19 protein-coding genes are annotated in these 16,593 nt (G+C 38.4%); 2 read left to right on the top strand and 17 right to left on the bottom strand.

What is annotated here, in order from left to right; all coding sequences use genetic code 11:
• Positions 1-2 precede the first annotated feature (2 nt).
• From B9N62_RS03065 to rpmH, 9 genes are all read right to left on the bottom strand, one after another.
• The gene (locus B9N62_RS03065) at positions 3-1,064 is read right to left on the bottom strand and encodes an SDH family Clp fold serine proteinase (RefSeq protein ID WP_087584323.1); all 1,062 of its coding nucleotides are present in this window, start codon (positions 1,062-1,064) and stop codon (positions 3-5) included.
• 3 nt (positions 1,065-1,067) lie between these two features.
• Entirely contained in the window at positions 1,068-3,257 is a 2,190-nt protein-coding gene (purL, locus tag B9N62_RS03060; protein WP_087584322.1) for a phosphoribosylformylglycinamidine synthase subunit PurL, read from the bottom strand.
• 272 nt (positions 3,258-3,529) lie between these two features.
• Complete coding sequence (locus B9N62_RS03055; protein WP_087584321.1) at positions 3,530-4,117, bottom strand: NAD(P)H-dependent oxidoreductase; 588 nt, start codon at positions 4,115-4,117, stop codon at positions 3,530-3,532.
• A gap of 42 nt (positions 4,118-4,159) precedes the next feature.
• The gene (gene mnmE / locus B9N62_RS03050; RefSeq protein ID WP_087584320.1) at positions 4,160-5,485 is read right to left on the bottom strand and encodes a tRNA uridine-5-carboxymethylaminomethyl(34) synthesis GTPase MnmE; all 1,326 of its coding nucleotides are present in this window, start codon (positions 5,483-5,485) and stop codon (positions 4,160-4,162) included.
• Complete coding sequence (locus B9N62_RS03045; protein ID WP_087584319.1) at positions 5,482-6,543, bottom strand: Jag N-terminal domain-containing protein; 1,062 nt, start codon at positions 6,541-6,543, stop codon at positions 5,482-5,484. Before B9N62_RS03045 ends, mnmE begins: the two co-directional genes overlap by 4 nt.
• Entirely contained in the window at positions 6,543-8,096 is a 1,554-nt protein-coding gene (gene yidC, locus B9N62_RS03040) for a membrane protein insertase YidC (protein ID WP_087584318.1), read from the bottom strand. Before yidC ends, B9N62_RS03045 begins: the two co-directional genes overlap by 1 nt.
• Before the next feature lies 1 nt (position 8,097).
• A complete protein-coding gene (gene yidD, locus B9N62_RS03035; protein ID WP_087584317.1) occupies positions 8,098-8,439 on the bottom strand; it encodes a membrane protein insertion efficiency factor YidD in 342 nt (113 codons plus the stop codon).
• On the bottom strand, positions 8,436-8,771 hold the full coding sequence (rnpA, locus tag B9N62_RS03030; protein WP_087584316.1) for a ribonuclease P protein component: 336 nt from the start codon (positions 8,769-8,771) through the stop codon (positions 8,436-8,438). The genes yidD and rnpA overlap by 4 nt, the downstream gene beginning before the upstream one ends.
• Entirely contained in the window at positions 8,759-8,893 is a 135-nt protein-coding gene (gene rpmH, locus B9N62_RS03025) for a 50S ribosomal protein L34 (protein ID WP_002940373.1), read from the bottom strand. The genes rnpA and rpmH overlap by 13 nt, the downstream gene beginning before the upstream one ends.
• A 122-nt stretch (positions 8,894-9,015) precedes the next feature.
• On the opposite strand from rpmH, the gene B9N62_RS03020 reads away from it, so the two are divergent.
• Complete coding sequence (locus B9N62_RS03020; protein WP_087584315.1) at positions 9,016-9,669, top strand: uracil-DNA glycosylase; 654 nt, start codon at positions 9,016-9,018, stop codon at positions 9,667-9,669.
• A complete protein-coding gene (locus tag B9N62_RS03015) occupies positions 9,666-10,916 on the top strand; it encodes a hypothetical protein (RefSeq protein ID WP_087584314.1) in 1,251 nt (416 codons plus the stop codon). Before B9N62_RS03020 ends, B9N62_RS03015 begins: the two co-directional genes overlap by 4 nt.
• Before the next feature lie 43 nt (positions 10,917-10,959).
• On the opposite strand, the gene B9N62_RS03010 is transcribed toward B9N62_RS03015, so the two are convergent.
• From B9N62_RS03010 to B9N62_RS02980, 8 genes are all read right to left on the bottom strand, one after another.
• The gene (locus B9N62_RS03010; RefSeq protein WP_087584313.1) at positions 10,960-11,349 is read right to left on the bottom strand and encodes a YbgC/FadM family acyl-CoA thioesterase; all 390 of its coding nucleotides are present in this window, start codon (positions 11,347-11,349) and stop codon (positions 10,960-10,962) included.
• Between the two features lie 22 nt (positions 11,350-11,371).
• Positions 11,372-11,512: a hypothetical protein gene (locus B9N62_RS10465; protein ID WP_180382146.1), complete on the bottom strand. Its 141-nt coding sequence runs from the start codon at positions 11,510-11,512 to the stop codon at positions 11,372-11,374.
• 10 nt (positions 11,513-11,522) lie between these two features.
• Entirely contained in the window at positions 11,523-12,695 is a 1,173-nt protein-coding gene (locus tag B9N62_RS03005) for a Cj0814 family flagellar-dependent secreted protein (RefSeq protein ID WP_087584312.1), read from the bottom strand.
• 117 nt (positions 12,696-12,812) lie between these two features.
• Entirely contained in the window at positions 12,813-13,337 is a 525-nt protein-coding gene (locus tag B9N62_RS03000) for a threonine/serine exporter family protein (protein WP_087584311.1), read from the bottom strand.
• Positions 13,330-14,112: a threonine/serine exporter family protein gene (locus tag B9N62_RS02995; RefSeq protein ID WP_087584310.1), complete on the bottom strand. Its 783-nt coding sequence runs from the start codon at positions 14,110-14,112 to the stop codon at positions 13,330-13,332. Before B9N62_RS02995 ends, B9N62_RS03000 begins: the two co-directional genes overlap by 8 nt.
• Positions 14,096-14,575 carry a DUF4149 domain-containing protein gene (locus B9N62_RS02990; protein ID WP_087584309.1) on the bottom strand — a complete coding sequence of 160 codons (480 nt, stop codon included), beginning with the start codon at positions 14,573-14,575 and terminating at the stop codon, positions 14,096-14,098. The genes B9N62_RS02995 and B9N62_RS02990 overlap by 17 nt, the downstream gene beginning before the upstream one ends.
• A gap of 10 nt (positions 14,576-14,585) precedes the next feature.
• Entirely contained in the window at positions 14,586-15,398 is an 813-nt protein-coding gene (gene prmC, locus B9N62_RS02985; RefSeq protein WP_087584308.1) for a peptide chain release factor N(5)-glutamine methyltransferase, read from the bottom strand.
• Complete coding sequence (locus B9N62_RS02980) at positions 15,388-16,590, bottom strand: M48 family metallopeptidase (RefSeq protein WP_087584307.1); 1,203 nt, start codon at positions 16,588-16,590, stop codon at positions 15,388-15,390. The genes prmC and B9N62_RS02980 overlap by 11 nt, the downstream gene beginning before the upstream one ends.
• Positions 16,591-16,593: the final 3 nt, after the last annotated feature.

Raw genomic sequence — 16,593 nt, 5'->3', positions numbered from 1 at the left:
AATTACCACAAGTGATAGATAGTATTTTTTATTTTGCCATTTACTAGCTCGTTTTTACGCCAAGAGCTCTCGTCGTTCATTACATTCCAGCGACGCTCTTCAGGGCGGTAGAACCAGTCTTTATCTATCTGATAGTAAATTTGCTTACCATTTGTTTCGATGATATTTGCGATATTATTATCATGGTAGCTATTTTCATCGTAGTCAGTAAAAGCCCGCTGTCCCATCTCAGAGTAAAGTAGCGTTAGCTCCTGAAGCATTTCATTTAGATCATCATCCATCTTTTTTACATGAAGGCCGATCTCGTGCGCCTCTCTAAAGAGGATCGGATATTCGTGAGCTGGATAGTTGCCATTTAGCCTTTCAGAAATTTCTGCGATCTTTTTATCGTCCTCTATGTGATACCTAAGAAGCTCGGTACAAATCTTAAGCGATAGCGAGCTAGCACGGTCAACTGCACCAAAGACTAGCGGATGAATATACTCATAAAGTGAGTTATAAGGGTTTGTGTCGTTTGGCCTATCTTTATCTTGTTCTTTCCAAAGCTTTACCACACGACTAAGTTCGTCCATAGAAACACTTACAAGCTCATTACCTTTGTTTGTCGGACTAAGCTCGTGTTTGAGCGAGGTATCGACAGGCGTTAGATAGGCAAGTGGCCCCATGACGATCTCATTTGCACCAAGTGCCATCATTGTAGCAGCTGAGGCACAGTTTGCAGGTATTAAGGCTATTAAATTTTTGCAGTAATTTCTAAGCGTAGTAATGATCCTAAGAGCGGCAATACCACTTCCGCCGTCACTTTTTATAAAAAGATAAGCAGTATCTATCTTTTTACCCTTTAAAATTTCATACATAGCACTTGCATCGTTGCCGCAAACACTACCGGCATTTGAATTATAATAGGTTATCAAAGTAGCGTTTAGTCTTTTTTCGATTGATTTTATTAAATTTTGTGTCTTGCTAAAAAGTACTGGCGGCTTTGCTACGCCTCGCTTTTCAACTTGTTCTGCTTCCTTTTGTTCATTTTCAGCCTCAGCGACCTTGCTCTTTTTCAAAGCCATTTTTTAATCCTCTTTTCTAACGATTTTTGCAAATTCACTAAGATAAATTTCTCTTATCTCATCCACGCTCTCATCGATATCATTTAGCTTAAATCTCTTGCCTCCGCTAACGCCGATTTTTTTAAATTTCACACCAAATTTAGTCGCAAGCGCTTCAAATTTAGCCTCATCTTTTACACCCACTACCGCTCTTGAAAAGCTTTCATCAAAGATAAAATTTGGCTCTTTAAATTTAACTTCACATTTTACGCCGATGTTTGAGATGCTAGCCATTTTTGCCAGCATGATAGCAAGACCACCTACGCCTACGCTATTTGCAAACTCTAAAATTTGCTCTTTATTTGCCTCTATCACTAGCTCCCAAAGAGCTCTCTCAGCTTTATAATCAACCTCTTTTAGCTTTCCGCCAACCACGTTAAATAGCGCCTTTGCGTAAAGCGAAGCTGCAAATTCTCCGCTTGTCTCGCCAAGCAAGTAAATCGCCCTACCCTCGCTTAAAAATGTGCTTTTTAGGTTTAAATTTGCGTCCTCATTTACACCAACCGTGACGATGGCTGGCGTTGGATAGACGCTAACGCCGTCAGTGTCGTTATAAAGGCTCACGTTACCGCTAACAACTGGCGTATTTAGCTCACGGCAAGCCTCTTTTATGCCTTCACATCCCTCTTTAAACTGCCACATCACCTCTGGATTTTGCGGATTGCCGTAGTTTAGGCAGTCGGTGATCGCAAGTGGCACAGCGCCGCTCATCGCGACCTTTCTGCCAGCTGCAGCGACAGCTCTTGCAGCGCCGATTTTTGGATCAACGAAATTTGCTCTAGGATCGCACTGAGCAGCCATAGAGACGGCCTTTTTAGTGCCTTTTACTCTGATACTTGCAGCGCCCAAGCAACCAGGCTGTTTTATCGTATTTGTCTGAATATTTGCGTCGTATTGGTCGTAGATGAAGCTTTTATTTAGCACCTCTGGCTCTTTTAAAAGCTTGAAAAATGCGCTTTTATTATCAACATTATTTGGAATTTTTAAATTTGCTATCTCATCAAGGTATTTTGGACGTGCAACTGGGCGGTCAAGCACAGGAGCTGCCTCGCTAAGTGGGCCGATAGGGATTTCGCCTGCAAGCTCACCATGCCAGTAAAGCTGCATCACGCCGCTACTTGTGACCTCGCCGATGATCTCAGCGTCAAGGTCCCACTTTCTAAAAATTTCAAGTACCTTTTGCTCGTAACCTTTTTTGGCGCATATTAGCATACGCTCTTGAGACTCGCTTAGCATTAGCTCATAAGGCGTCATACCAACTTCGCGCATCGGTACGCGGTCTAGATACATCTTCATACCGCTGCCACTTCTGCCAGCCATCTCAAAGCTAGAGCTTGTAAGTCCTGCTGCGCCCATATCTTGGATGCCGATGATGTAGTCTTTTTTAAAGAGCTCCAAGCACGCCTCCATGAGCAGTTTCTCGGCAAATGGATCGCCCACTTGCACCGTTGGGCGAAGTGATTTATTTTCGTCGTTAAAGCTATCGCTCGCCATCACAGCGCCGCCAAGTCCGTCCCTGCCAGTCTTTGAGCCCACGTAAATAACTGGATTGCCCACACCTTCAGCCTTGCCGTAGAAAATTTCATCACTTTTGCAAAGTCCAAGCGCGAAAGCGTTGATTAGGATATTGCCATTAAAGCTAGGATCAAAGGTAGTCTCGCCGCCGATCGTTGGGATACCCATGCAGTTGCCGTAGTGTCCGATACCTGCGACACTTCCTTTTAGCAGATATCTATGCTTTTTGGCTAGCTCGCCCTCGCCTCTTATCTCGCCAAAACGAAGTGAATTCATGTTCGCAACGACTCTTGCGCCCATAGTAAAGACATCTCTTAAAATTCCACCAACGCCAGTTGCAGCGCCCTGAAACGGCTCGATAAAGCTTGGGTGGTTGTGACTCTCCATCTTAAACACAGCTGCGATCCCGTCTCCAACGTCGATGACACCAGCATTTTCGCCAGGTCCTTGGATGACCCAAGGTGCTTTTGTCGGAAAGCCGTTTAGGTATTTTTTACTTGATTTGTAACTGCAGTGCTCGCTCCACATCGCTGAAAATATACCAAGCTCTAGTAAATTTGGCTCACGGCCTAAAATTTTTAAGATCTCTTCATACTCTTCGTCGCTAATTTTATGTGCTTGTATGGTAGCTTTATCCATTGATGTAACCTTTTAAGAATTTTAAGCTATTTTACAATCTTGCTTATAAAAAGTTACTAAAAAGCCTTTTGAAATTTAGCAGAATAAAGCATTATTGAGAGAATTTTGCCTACTTTGATAAGGCCTTTTTATATTAGCATTTTAAAATTTATGCCAGTGTTTTATTTTTGCTAGCATGGTAATAAAAAGTGGCAAAATTTTCAAACCTAGCTCGTAGCTATTTTGTTGCCACTTTTATTCATATTTGCAGTTTTGTTTCTATATTTAAATTTCTATTTCGTATTTTTAAAAACTTTTTCAAGATGCGCTTCATACTCTTTTAGATATCTTGGCACATCTGGCATCTTTATCACGTCGTAGCAGACAAAATATAGAAGTGGCTTCATGCCCAAAAACTCATTTGCCTTTCTAAAATGATAATAAACTCCATCGATCCCACGTGCATCAAAAAACTCATTTGGATCGCTAAATGCCTCAGCTGGGGCATTCCAAGTAAGGCTTAGCATAAATTTCTTCTCATTTAGCAAGCCGCCCTTGCCATAGTTTTTAGTTGGATCGACCCTGTGCCTGCCATCACTCGTATAAAGCCTACTATGGCCTGTGGTAAAGACCTCGTCGATGTATTTTTTCACTATCCAAGGCTCGCCCATCCACCAAGCTGGCATCTGCCAAACTACTGCGTCCATCCAGAGAAATTTCTCAACTTCAGCCTCGATATCATAGCCATGATCTATCACGGTTTGCTTTACCTCGTGACCCATTTTTGCTAGTTTTTTGCACGCAAGATCGTGAAGTGTTTGATTTAGCCTGCCATCTGAATGACCAAATTTTTTACCACCATTTAAAAGTAAAATTTTCATCTTATCTCCTTTAAAAAGCGCAAATTTTAGCCAAGAAAAGTATCATTTCCCTAAACAAAAATGGCTAAACATCTCGTCTAAAATTTCACTTCTCTCAAATGGCTTTGTGATGCTTGCAAGTGCCTTTATTGCAGTATTTAGCTCGTAGGCAAAAATTTCTAGCTCTTCTTCACTTAGCCTTAAAAATGCTCTTTTTAAAGCCTCGCTCGCCTCTTTGCAGCTTAAAATTTGGCGATTTGAGCTTAGCATGATCTCATCAGTGTCTTGCGTCTTGAGGTAACCCTCAAGCTCTTTTAAAACTACACTCGTATCGGTTTTTGCTGAAATTTTGATAGCACCGTCCAAATTTATGTCAAATTTAAATGCCAGATCGCTTTTGTTTAGGATAAAAAAGGCTTTTTTGTTTGAGTTAGAAACGAGCTTGATTATCTCTTTGTCTTGCTCATCGCTTGGATTTGAGCCGTCAAAGACAGCCAGGATAATGTCAGCCTCGTTTATAGCCGAGATTGAGTAGTTTATGCCGATTTGCTCGATCTTTCCAGCATCTTTTCTGATACCAGCGGTATCTATTATGCGAACTAGATGTGAGCCGATCTTGAAATTTTCTTCTATTCTATCTCTGGTCGTGCCCGCCTCGTCACTAACGATCGCCCTCTCGTATGCCAAAAATGAGTTCAAAATGGAGCTTTTGCCAACATTTGGCTTACCAACGATGGCGATCTTAAAGCCATCAATCAGCCCTCTTCTTTGCTCGCTAAGAGTTGCTATGCGCTCTAGCTTCTCGCTATTTTTTAAAAGCATCTGCTTGGTTTGTTCTAGTAAATTTGCAGGCAGATCATCATCAGCATAGTCAATCATTGTCTCAACAAAGGCAAGAGTTTTGACCACTTCGCTTCTGATCTCGCTTACAAATTTACTAAGATCGCCTTGCATCTGGCGAGTCAAAATTTTAGCAGCGATCTCGCTTTTTGAAGTGATGAGCCCTTGCATAGCCTCGGCCTTAGCTAGATCCATCTTGCCATTTAAAAATGCTCGCTTGCTAAACTCACCCGGCATAGCAAGCCTTGCGCCAGCCTTTATTAGCTCGTTTAAAATTCTCTCACTAACCATCACGCCACCATGAGTTTGAAATTCGACGATATCCTCGCCCGTAAAGCTTGCTGGGCCTTTAAAATATATAACGATAGCTTCGTCTAAAATTTCATCATCAAGGGAGTAAATTTTAGCTAGTTTTGCGTATCTTGGCTCTAAATTTGAAAGTTTAAGCAGTTTTAAAGAGGTGGTCAGGGCGTCCATGCCGCTAAGCCTTACGATAGAAACTGAGCCGATGCCATAAGCTGTGGCAAGGGCTGCGATAGTTTCACTCATTTTTTAAAAAAGTCATTTACGACGACAAATTTGCCGTCATTGCCACTTTTTATGCCGACATATTTATCTGGGAATTTCTCGCGAAGCTTCTCAAGCGCGATCTTGACCAAAACCCCGTCAAGTGGCTTAGTTTGGGCTCTACCGCTATTTTGCACACGCTCGATCACGCCATTTAGATATTGATCCATCATCGCTTCTTGATTTTGCAAAAATTGCGCGATTTCAAGGCGGATAGCAAGGTTGTATTTTGAGTTTAGCCAGTTATAAAGCATGTAAGATATCGCTTTATACCTATAACCTTCTTTACCTATAAGTAGAGCCGCATCAGCTCCATCAAGCTCTATAAGCACCGTTTCATCGTCAAATTTGCTAACTTCAATTTTACTAATATCAAAACAACTTGCCTTAAAAAGACGGTTCACGCCATCTTTGATCTCAGGTAAAATTTTATCGAAGTTGATTATTGCTTTTTCTTTTTTTTCTTTTTGTAAAGCTTGAGCCACACTATCTTCATCAGTTTGATTAAAATTTTCAATAATAGAATTATCTAAAATATTTTTAGGAACATTTTTAGCAACTTGTGACTCCTTTATTTCTTTTGGCTCATCAAGTCTCTTTATCACATATCCTGGCTCAGCCTCTTCTTCACTCTTTTGAGCAAATGCATCTTTAGCTAGAGCTTCATTTTTTTCACTCAAATTTGACTTTTCATTTTTATGTTCTTTTTGCTCAAATTTAGTTTCGCTTTTTTCATCTCTATGTTTTTTAGAGCCTCGCTTTTTATCACTATGATCGTGCTTTTTAGCTTGCTTTTTATCTTCTTTTATAGCCTCGTTCTCATCATTTTTTTTAACAAAATTTTTATCATTTTTTGGTTTATGTTGTGGTTTTGGCTGATTTTCTAAATTTGCTTCAATAATTGCACTTCTTTTAAAAAATCCAAAAAAGCCACTGCTTGGATGCTGTAAAACTTTTATATCAAGCTGAGTTACTGAGCAGTTAAGCTGCTCAGCTGCTTTTTGAAATGCCTCTTGAAGGGTATTTGCTTCTATTTTCATTAAGCCTTTACCTCCGTAGCTTTTTTATGTTTTTCAAAAAGTTTGTTTACAAATACCTGCTGAACAACTGAGCAAACGTTATTTACAAACCAGTAAAGTGTAAGACCGGCTGGGAATGTCACGAAGAAAAATGTAAATATAAGAGGTAAAAATTTCATCACCTTTTCTTGCATAGGATCAGTAAATGTCGTTGGTGTAAGTTTTTGCTGTAAAAACATAGTTAGACCCATCAAAATAGGTAATACAAAATATGGATCCATTACCGAAAGATCATGTATCCAAAGTATCCAAGGTGCGCCTTTTAGCTCGATCGCATTTAGTAAGACGCGGTAGATCGCAAAAAATACTGGAATTTGAAGCAAGATCGGCAAGCAGCCACCCATTGGATTTGCACCATGTTTTTTATAAAGCTCCATCATATGAACTTGCATTTTTTGCTTGTCGTCTTTATATTTTGCCTGAAGCTCTTTTACCTTTGGAGCAAGCTCTTTAAGCTTATTCATAGATAGCATACCCTTGTATGTAAGTGGGAATAAAACTATCCTTATAACAAGTGTTAGCACAACTATAGCCCAGCCCCAGTTGCCAATGTAGTTATGCAAGAAATTTAAAAATGCAAACATCGGTTTTGCTATAAATGTAAACCAACCATACTCAATAACGTCGTTTAGTCTCTCGTCCATTGAGCTTAAAATTTTATGCTCTTTTGGTCCGATATATGCACCTAATTTTAAATTATCATTTGCCTTGACAAAAAGAATAGGATTGTTGTTAGAATCTTTGTCTACGGCTACTTCAAATGGCTTTTCAAATGAGTAAAATAGCGTTGTGTAATATCTATCAGATGCGGCCGCTATTGTGGTATTTGTATAGTTTTTAACCTCTTTTGCATCACCATCTTCTATGATGTTTAGGCTATCATCCGTGTTTCTAAGCATAACGCCATGAACTGTATAGCTATCTATCGCGATATTTGGTCTAAAGCCAGGAGTGATGAAATAATCAACATTTTTACTTAAATTTACTTCAACTTCATATCTACCATTTGGGTAAAATTTGATATTTTTTGTAATCGTAACGCCATCTAAATTTTGAATAAGTTTTATGGTTCTAGGCTCCCTGCTGGCATCTATCTCGCTAGCGTCACTGCTATATGCAACCTTAAAAGCATCAGCATTTAGCGTGCTATCATTAAATCTAAGCTCAAGTGGCAATGGATTTTGCGAAACAAGCTCAATTTTAGAGCCATCTTCTGTTTTATATTTCTCTTCAGTTAGATAGAATTTTGAAATTCTTCCTAGCTTATCTATTTTTGCTTCGTAGCTTTGACCTTTGATAGTAGCGATTATCTCATTTGAAGCCAAATTTTCATTTGATTTTGGTGTATTTTGATTTGTATTTGGAGCTTTATTTTGATCTATTGTTTGAGACATTGTAGTTTGGTTTTGCTCAGGTATCACCCTCTTTGGCATAAAAAAATCATACACTATAAAAAAAACAATAGATAAAAGTGCTGCAAGAAGCAACCTTTTTTGCATAGATATCTGTTCCATTTTAATTTTTTTCCTTTAATTTATCTAATACTTTTACGACATAAAATTTACTATTCTGACAAGGGACAAACCAAAAATTTACATTTCTGGTATCACTTTTTTGAGATATAAAACATAGGTTAAATTTTTTGTAGATGATTGGGTAGTTGATACCGCCTTTGAAAAGTTGATTGCATCTTAAAATTCGCATAAATGTTGCAAAAAAAGCAGAAAAAAAACTATTTGTTTGAAATTCCCAAATCGCGTATTGTGAGCAAGTCGGATAATAGCGACAGCTTTTTGGTAGAAGTATGGAAATATATTTTTGATAAAAAGCGATAGCTTTAATCGCAATTTTTTTCATTTTAAACATCCCATTTTTTTTGTAGACCAACTTAAATTTTTACAAATTTTTTCAAATAAAATCTCTGTAATTCCATTTTTTGCAATAATAATATATGTGCCATCTTTTAATTCACTAGAAATGTTAAAAAAAGCGGCTCTCAAAAGTCTTTTAGCTCTATTTCTAACTACCGCTTTTCCTACTTTTTTACTAGCAACTACTGCTATTTTTTTTTCATTTGTTGGTTTATAAAAAACAATGCAAGCATCACAGTGCCACTTGCTAGCCTCTTTATAAACTTGAGAGAATTCTTTTGAGCCGCTTAACGACTCAAAACCAGCTAAGCAGCCAATCTTTTTCTACCTTTGGCACGTCTAGCGTTTATTACTTTTCGGCCATTTTTAGTTTTCATTCTTAAGCGAAAGCCGTGAGTGCGTTTTTTAGGGGTTTTATGAGGTTGATAAGTCCTTTTCATTTCTATCCTTAAAGTTAATATAAAAAGTGGGATTTTATCAAAGCAATACTTAAATTCCTTTGAATAACTTAGCTTAAAAAGCCACAACTCAAACTTTAAGCAAATCAAGTTATAATCCAAAAATGAATTTTAATAAAGACAATAGGCTTTTAAAAAAATTATTTTTCTTAAAACTAATTGGCTATAAGTTTATTGATAAGAATTTTCTTAGTCTAAGCAATTATCATGATTACAACAATATTGATGAGCTAAACCGTGAGATAAAAAAATGTTCTCTTTGTTCTTTACGAAACAGCTCAAAAGGCGTAACAGCCGGTATCGGCAATGAAAATAGCAAAATCATGTTTATATTATTTTCTAAAAAAAATGATTCTTATGAAAATAACAGTAAAAAATTTTTAGAAAATGCCATAAAAAATAGTTTGAATTTAGATATAAAAGAAATTTATATAAGTTCTCTACTTCGGTGTGAAATTTCACAAAATGATGATAAAAGTCCGATTTTAAGCCGCTCTATCGAGCTTTGTCGTCCTTATTTGCTTGAAGAGATTAGGCTGATAAAGCCAAAGATAATCGTGACTTTAGGAGAGAAAGCTTTTATGCATTTATATCCAAATTTATTATTAAAAGGCGGATTTGCAAGCATAAGAGGTAGTATTTTAAAAAATGAAAATAGCCTTATTTTGCCAACGTTTTCGCCAGAGTGGATCAGCAAAAATCCTAGTTTTGAAAATATTTTTATAGATGATTTAAGAAAGATCAAAGGAGTGATATGAGAAAAATTTTACTTTTTTTAGCCATTTTTTCGACTATTTTTGCATCACAAGATGAGATAAATTTTGAGAGTAATATTACAAAAAACCAAAGTCTATCAAGCATACCTCCAGCAAAGATTACTTATATAAATTTAGAACCAGAATTTTGTGATAATGCCTGCTTAAATGAGCTTATCAAGGCTGATTTACTAGCTAGCTTTATGGCGAGATTTGAACCAGCAAAAATAGACGATAACGCTCTTTTGGAGCTTTATATCTCTCTTGGCGGTGAAGCTATTTTAAAAGTTAATAAAAACGGCAAAATCGCTGTAATCATCCCACAAAAGATTATAAAATCTTATGCAAATGTTGTATCAAATGCAGTCTTAAGCTATGTCTTAAAGCAAGACGCAGATATTGAAATCAAATTTATAAATAGCAACGATGAAAGCCCACAAAGTCTTACAAATGCTATGCAAACGGCTAGAGTCCAAGGCTTTAATTATTTTATCGCAGCCCTTACATCAAATGGTGCAAACATTATAAATTCGCTAGTCCTATCAAATGAGCTTATCTACATTCCAAGCGTTCATAGCTCTTTTATCATAAATCCAAAACCAAATTTGATCTTTGGTGGCATTGATTATAAAGACCAAATTTCAGCTTTGCTAGCTTACTCGAACGAAAAAATAGTTGCATTTGACGATGGTAGCTCATTAGGACAAAAGCTAAATGAATATGTCCGCATGCAAAGTAGCGATTATCATGAAGCCTCTATCGTAGGCAAAGATATAAATTTAAACGATACTTTAAGCAAAAAATCCAAATTTGATAATGCAAGTATATTTTTAAACATCCCAATCGTCAAAGCTTCTCTTGTAGCAACGCAGATGAGGGGCTTTGAGATAAAGCCATACGCACTTTTAAGCACACAGATAAATTTTTTACCAAATATCTTTAATGCCATCGCACAAAGAGATAGACAAAATCTTTTCATTGCAAACTCACTAAATCCTGTTAACGACTTATTTTTGGGGCTTGGTGATCTTTTTGATGTAGATTTTAGATATTCACAAATCGGCTATTCAAGTGCTTTTGGTGCCGAGTATATATATACAAATTTTATAGATAAAAGTGCTGATAGAATTTTTACCGAAAGAGTTGAAAACTCTCAAGTCTTATATGGAGTTAAAATTTATAACGCAAAAGGCGACCACTTTGACGAAGCAAATCAAGAAATTTTGCTCGATCAAAATAGCTCGATGTAAAAGCAAAAAGTGGCTAAAGTTAAATTTTTAATTTAGCCACGATTTAAAATTTAGAATTCTCCAAAAATTTCTTTACCTCGTCATTTATCCTTGCAAGTCTCTCTTCTTTCATAAAGGCTAACGTAATCGTCGCTCTAAAAAGTATCTTTTCGACATTTTTATCATCAAATTTATAAATTTCTTGTTCCAAAACAAGGCTAGCTTTTTTAAGCTCTAAAATTTTAGTTCTAACAAATACTTCATCGCCAAGCACGGCAGAAGCTATAAATTTAGCCTCCAGCGACGAAACTACAAAGTATCCGCTCTCTTTTGTAAAATTTAGCCCAACCTTAAAAAATGCTTCGCTTCTAGCTCGCTCGCAAAATTTAATGTAGTTTGTATGATAGACTATGCCACCAGCATCGGTATCTTCATAGTAGATTCGTATTTTCACAGCCACTCCTTAGGCTTTTAGATTAAGCCCCCATTTTACCTAGTTTTCTTAAAAGCCCCATTATGTCTGCCTCTTTTTCCTCATGCGTCTTTAAATTTCGCTCGTGAGCGCTATTAAAATCATAATTTACGTTTGCGTTAAATCCGTTTACGCCGCTTATCATATTAATCCTTTTAAGCCTTTATATCCACGCCCTTAGCGTTAAATTTCATCATCGTCCGAAGTTCTTCTAAATTTTTTCTAGTATTTTGCTCTAGCTCTTTGTCGTATTTTCTGTTTTTATCCAGCATCTTTTGTGTTCGCTTTTCTTGCTCTATTAGCTTTTCTAGGCGTTTTTGCGCCTCTTTCATATCCTCTTGCATTATTTCAAAGAGGCTTTTTGATGCTTTGCCGTCGTCACTGACGTGTATCTCGCCGACAAATTTTAAACTCCTCGCAAAATCTACGAAATCTTTTAAATCTTGAGGCAATGAATCTACTAAAGATTGCGAGTATTTATCGTATTTATGCCCGTGCAAGTCGGTAAAGGCTTTAATTTTTGCTTGGTACTCTTGTGAGGATATGTTTTTATCCAGACCGTTAATCTTGCCGTGATAGGTGGTTTCACCTTCTATGGCGTGACTATTTTTGTTTAAAATACCGACCAAAAGCCCGCCTTTGGTTATATTGCCGTCTTTACCCGTATATTTGTCTTTTGTAGTATCAAAATACATCCCGCTGCTTATATCCTCTTTGCCGCCGCTGTTGCTGTTTAATATATCGGTAGATGGTTTTAAGTTCTTATGCTCTGAGTAGTAACCGATCGTGGAGCTATTATAAAAAGTAGTCGTTATGCTAGTTCGTTCATTTCTTTGAAAGCTACTATCGGCTCCCATATAGTCTGATATTTTGCTATGAAGCTTTAATACCTTGAGCGTTTTATTGTCGTATTCGTATCCTTGAGGAAATTTGGCAAGGTCTTCTTTGTTAAAACTTTCTTTGGAATTTAAAACGTCCTCGCCGACTACTTGGGATAAAATTTTATATGCATTGCCGACTGTTTTGGCTATATCTATGTTTTTAAAATCAGCTTTTAAAATTCCCGAATTAGTATTTACGTTCACGAGCGATTTTAAGGTATCTGAGTGGATTTTGTAGTCCTTTGGGATACCTGCGGCTTCGTTAAATTCGGACGTAAAATATCCATCCTCATCGACTTTATAGCCTAAAACTTCGTTAAATTTGTGCTCGACCGTATCCAGCTGCGAGATTTCATTTTTATATATGATTTGACTCTTTATGCTATGTTTTTCGTTTAGCTGAAAATTTTTAGCGACGCTCGAAAATCCGCCGATACCGCTTAACATCATAAATCCTTTTTAAAATTTAGTTTTAAGCTATATCGGCAAAAATTAAAAAATATCTAGTAAAAATAATAAAAACTATCAAAAAGCCATACAAAATTTCTATGCCGAAAGTTAAAATTACTCGCGCGTCTTTCTCGTCGCCAGATCGCACTTGGCACCGCGGGTAATCATCAAGGACTGATCGTAAAATAAAATAAGCACCACCGAAACGCCGACGCCAAGGGCTAGCGAGACGGTCGTAGTCGTGATCGCGTTGTCGAAAAATATGATTAGGTATTCGTTTTTCTTAGCGATATCAGTCTCGTTTAGAAACGAAAACAGCGCCAAGATGCCCTTGTACGCGTAAACTCCGGGCACCATCGGCAAAAGCGCGGGAAATGCGATGATCTCGGCGGGCACTTTGAGCCGTTTGGCAAAGAGCATACCTAAAATTCCGCTTAAAAAAGAGACGATGAGCGTAGCGATGCTGATGTTAAAAAATCCCATCTGCATGATCCAAAAGCGGCTAGCGTGCGCAAATGCCGCAAGTAGCGCGCAAAATGCGAGAGTCCTTTCGGGCGGCGAGCTAGCGTAGGCAAAGCCAAGCCCCGCCACCGCGGCAAAAGCGCCGTCTATGAGAGTCGCGGTAAAAAGCTCAAACATGTAAAATCTCCGAATTGCTAAGCGAGAGCGTAATATAGACGCCCACTGCTATGCAAAGTATCAGGATGCCCGTGCTCACGGCTCTACTGATACCTACAAGCGTGTTGTCGTTTATGATATCAAAGACCGAGTTTATGAGAAAAACGCCCGGCATCAAAAATAGTATCGACGAGCCGATCGCCACGTCGCTAGTGTGCGTAAAGCCGTAAAATACGCCAAGATAAGCGATAAAAGAGACCACGAACGAAACTAGGACGTACTGGATTTTTAAATTTACGCCCATTTTAGCAAGCGCAAATCTAAGGCTATAGCCGACCAGAGTCGCAAAAAACACGCAAGCCACCGAGCCAGCATCTCCGCCAAAAAGCCTGCAAAACGCCGCATTTGCAAGGCTTATTAAAATAAGCGAGCTAGCAAATTTGTTCGCGCCTATGCGCATGACGCCCTCAAACTGCTCTTTGGCCTCGCCCAGGCTCAAATTTTCATCCAAAATCCGCCAGCTAAGCGACGAAAGCTCGGAAATGCGGCTAAAGCTCACATGACCAAACGGGATCTTTTTCACGTAGGTTCGGCGCAGGGAGTTGTCGGCCGAGTCCATCACGCTAATGGTAAAGTACTTCACGAAAATCGTCACGCTAACGTCGTAGCCGTAGTGTTTAGCTATGCGATCTACGCACTTTTCTACACGCGCTGTGTAGGTGCCAGCACTCACCATCGCACTCGTGTATTCGGCTAGAAAATTTGTTAAGACTTGAATATCAGGCTTTGCGTTCATTTTGGCTAATCTTAAATTTCACAAAAAATAAAATGATTTGTAAAACAAGCATGATTTTCATCACATATTCACTCGCACTATGCATTTTGGCAAATTCAGCCGTCTGTGTCGCGTCAACACCCAAATTTTGAGCGTAAACTATAAAAGGCGTAAAGAAAAATACAAAGCTAAAAGCTAAAGCCAAATTTAAAAAAGCAAGCATTAACATGCTAAATTTTAGTGAAAAAATAAGCTTTTTTCTAAGATCAAATAGCTCGCTAATCATTATAACTATGCTTATAAAAAGCAAAATATAATTAAATTTCAAAAATATCTTTGTCATCATTTGACCGCTCATAAAATGCGTAAGTATGCCGTCTCCTATGATGTTTTGCGGGAAAAATATGACTGGCGCCACTAAAATACCAAGCGTTAACTCAGCTCCTATAAGTACTGCCAAAAGCAAAAAATAAACTCCTCTCAAACTCTCTCCTTTATATTTTTAACTTCGCACAAAAGCCTCTATCAAAGCCAGCCAAATCTTTGTAAAAACTATACTCAAAACCATTGGCCTCTAAGAATTTTTGCATACTTGCTTTTTGATCATACCCCATCTCACAAGCAACGTTTTTGATATTACGATCTTTTGCTATAAGAATAATGTCTTTTAAGATTTCATCTCCTACTTCGCCTCCAAAGAGCGCACTTTCTGGCTCGTTTAGTACAAATTTACTGAGTTTATAGCTTCTTGCAATATATGGTGGATTTGAAACCAAAATATCAATATCTTCTAAAATTTCATCCACATAAGAGCAGTTTAAAAATTTGATCCTCCCACCTACATCAAATTTATCTGCATTTTTTTTAGCAAGCATCAAAGCTTTTTCGTTGATGTCTGTCGCTACAATATTTGCCTTTGTTTTTAGAGCTAGCATGATACTAATAATTCCACTTCCTGTGCCTATTTCTGCGATCTTTGGTTCATTATATTCGCGTGAAATTTCTATTACTTTATCCACTAAAATTTCTGTTTCAGGTCTTGGGATAAGTACTCCACTTTCCACGTAAAAATCAAGCCCATAAAAGCTAGCTTTACCAGTTATATATTCAAGAGGCTCGTAGTTTTCATACCTTTTAACTAGAGCAAAATAGCCACTCTCATCAAATTCTTTTTTTTGATTTAAAAATATCCATTCAATGCTTACATCAAGATAGTTCATAAGCAAAATTTTAGCAACTCTGCTTGGATTTTGACAAAGTGGGCTTAGTCTTAAACTAGCCTCTTTAAGAGCCTCTTCAATTTTCATTTTCCAGCTCGTTTATACGCTCAAAGAGGCTTGGGTGCGAGTGATAGACGAACGCGTAGATCGGATGGGCCTTCGGGAAGGCCTTGTTTTCGCTGCCTAGCTTTTTTAGCGCGCTTATCATATCGGCTTTGTTTGAGACGTCGCCTGCAAATTTATCGGCGCCAAATTCGTTCGCGCGGCTAAAATACGAGCTAACGGGCGAAAATAAAAACCCGAAAATCGGCGAAAAAAGCAGCAAAAACACGATCACTCCGCCGCCTCCGCTATGAAGCCCAAGCGCTTGATACGCCACGTCTGGGATATTGCCGAATATCAAAAACATCGCAAAAAGCATAACCGCGCTTAGAGCTATCATTTTTAGGATATCTTTGTGCTTAAAGTGCCCCAGTTCATGCCCCAAAACGGCGATTATCTCCTCTAGGCTTAGTTTTTTTACGAGCGTGTCGAAAAGCACCACGCGTTTAGTCGCGCCAAGACCTCCGAAATAGGCGTTTAAGCGGTTGTCGCGCTTGCTGGCGTCTATCGTAAAAACGCCGCTACTTTTAAACCCGCACCGCGCTAAAAGCCCTTCTATACGACTTTTTAACTCGCCATCTTCTAGCGGCTGCATTTTGTTAAAGATGGGCGCGATGAGCGTCGGGTAGATGAGATTTATAATAAGCGCGACCGCGAAGCTTAGCAAAAACGCCCAAAACCACCAAAAATCGCCCAAAAATCTAATGCAAAGCAGAACCAGCCACACAAATAGCGTACCGAAAACCAGCGTTAGCGCGAGCGTTTTAAGCAGATCAAGCGCAAAAATTTTAGGCGTAACGTTTGAAAAGCCGAGCTTTTTATCTTTGACGAAGGTTTCGTAGATATTTAGCGGTAGCTCCAGCAGCGACGAAACGAGCAAAAATGCCATAACCATAAAAACGTTATCGCCTATATCTCCCGTTTTATAAGCATGCCCCGATATCGCGCCAAGTCCCCAGCACGCCCACATCATAAATATCGCGGCGTGATAAGATAGGCTCGCTATCTCAAATTTTTGATTGCTTATCGCTGCGGCGGCGGCGGTTTCGTATTCATTCTGCTCTAACACGACGGCGGGCTTTTTAGCCTCTGCGCGTATAAAATTTATCTGCAAAATCGCCAAAATCGCCTTTGCGGCGACGTAAAAAAAATAAATACCGAGTAAAAAATAAAACATATT

It is taken from the genome of Campylobacter concisus (assembly GCF_002165785.1).
In the GTDB taxonomy this organism is placed as follows: Bacteria; Campylobacterota; Campylobacteria; order Campylobacterales; family Campylobacteraceae; genus Campylobacter_A; species Campylobacter_A concisus_W.
Note: the sequence above shows the minus strand (reverse complement) of the source record. Positions and strands in the feature narration are given on the sequence as shown.

Coding starts and splice junctions, on each gene's coding strand:
- B9N62_RS03065 (WP_087584323.1), bottom strand. CDS start 1,064: ATGGCTTTGAAAAAGAGCAAGGTCGCTGAGGCTGAAAATGAACAAAAG.
- B9N62_RS03000 (WP_087584311.1), bottom strand. CDS start 13,337: ATGTTTGAGCTTTTTACCGCGACTCTCATAGACGGCGCTTTTGCCGCG.
- B9N62_RS02995 (WP_087584310.1), bottom strand. CDS start 14,112: ATGAACGCAAAGCCTGATATTCAAGTCTTAACAAATTTTCTAGCCGAA.
- B9N62_RS03005 (WP_087584312.1), bottom strand. CDS start 12,695: ATGTTAAGCGGTATCGGCGGATTTTCGAGCGTCGCTAAAAATTTTCAG.
- yidD (WP_087584317.1), bottom strand. CDS start 8,439: ATGAAAAAAATTGCGATTAAAGCTATCGCTTTTTATCAAAAATATATT.
- yidC (WP_087584318.1), bottom strand. CDS start 8,096: ATGGAACAGATATCTATGCAAAAAAGGTTGCTTCTTGCAGCACTTTTA.
- B9N62_RS03020 (WP_087584315.1), top strand. CDS start 9,016: ATGAATTTTAATAAAGACAATAGGCTTTTAAAAAAATTATTTTTCTTA.
- B9N62_RS02980 (WP_087584307.1), bottom strand. CDS start 16,590: ATGTTTTATTTTTTACTCGGTATTTATTTTTTTTACGTCGCCGCAAAG.
- B9N62_RS10465 (WP_180382146.1), bottom strand. CDS start 11,512: ATGATAAGCGGCGTAAACGGATTTAACGCAAACGTAAATTATGATTTT.
- B9N62_RS03055 (WP_087584321.1), bottom strand. CDS start 4,117: ATGAAAATTTTACTTTTAAATGGTGGTAAAAAATTTGGTCATTCAGAT.
- mnmE (WP_087584320.1), bottom strand. CDS start 5,485: ATGAGTGAAACTATCGCAGCCCTTGCCACAGCTTATGGCATCGGCTCA.
- rpmH (WP_002940373.1), bottom strand. CDS start 8,893: ATGAAAAGGACTTATCAACCTCATAAAACCCCTAAAAAACGCACTCAC.
- B9N62_RS03015 (WP_087584314.1), top strand. CDS start 9,666: ATGAGAAAAATTTTACTTTTTTTAGCCATTTTTTCGACTATTTTTGCA.
- prmC (WP_087584308.1), bottom strand. CDS start 15,398: ATGAAAATTGAAGAGGCTCTTAAAGAGGCTAGTTTAAGACTAAGCCCA.
- B9N62_RS03045 (WP_087584319.1), bottom strand. CDS start 6,543: ATGAAAATAGAAGCAAATACCCTTCAAGAGGCATTTCAAAAAGCAGCT.
- purL (WP_087584322.1), bottom strand. CDS start 3,257: ATGGATAAAGCTACCATACAAGCACATAAAATTAGCGACGAAGAGTAT.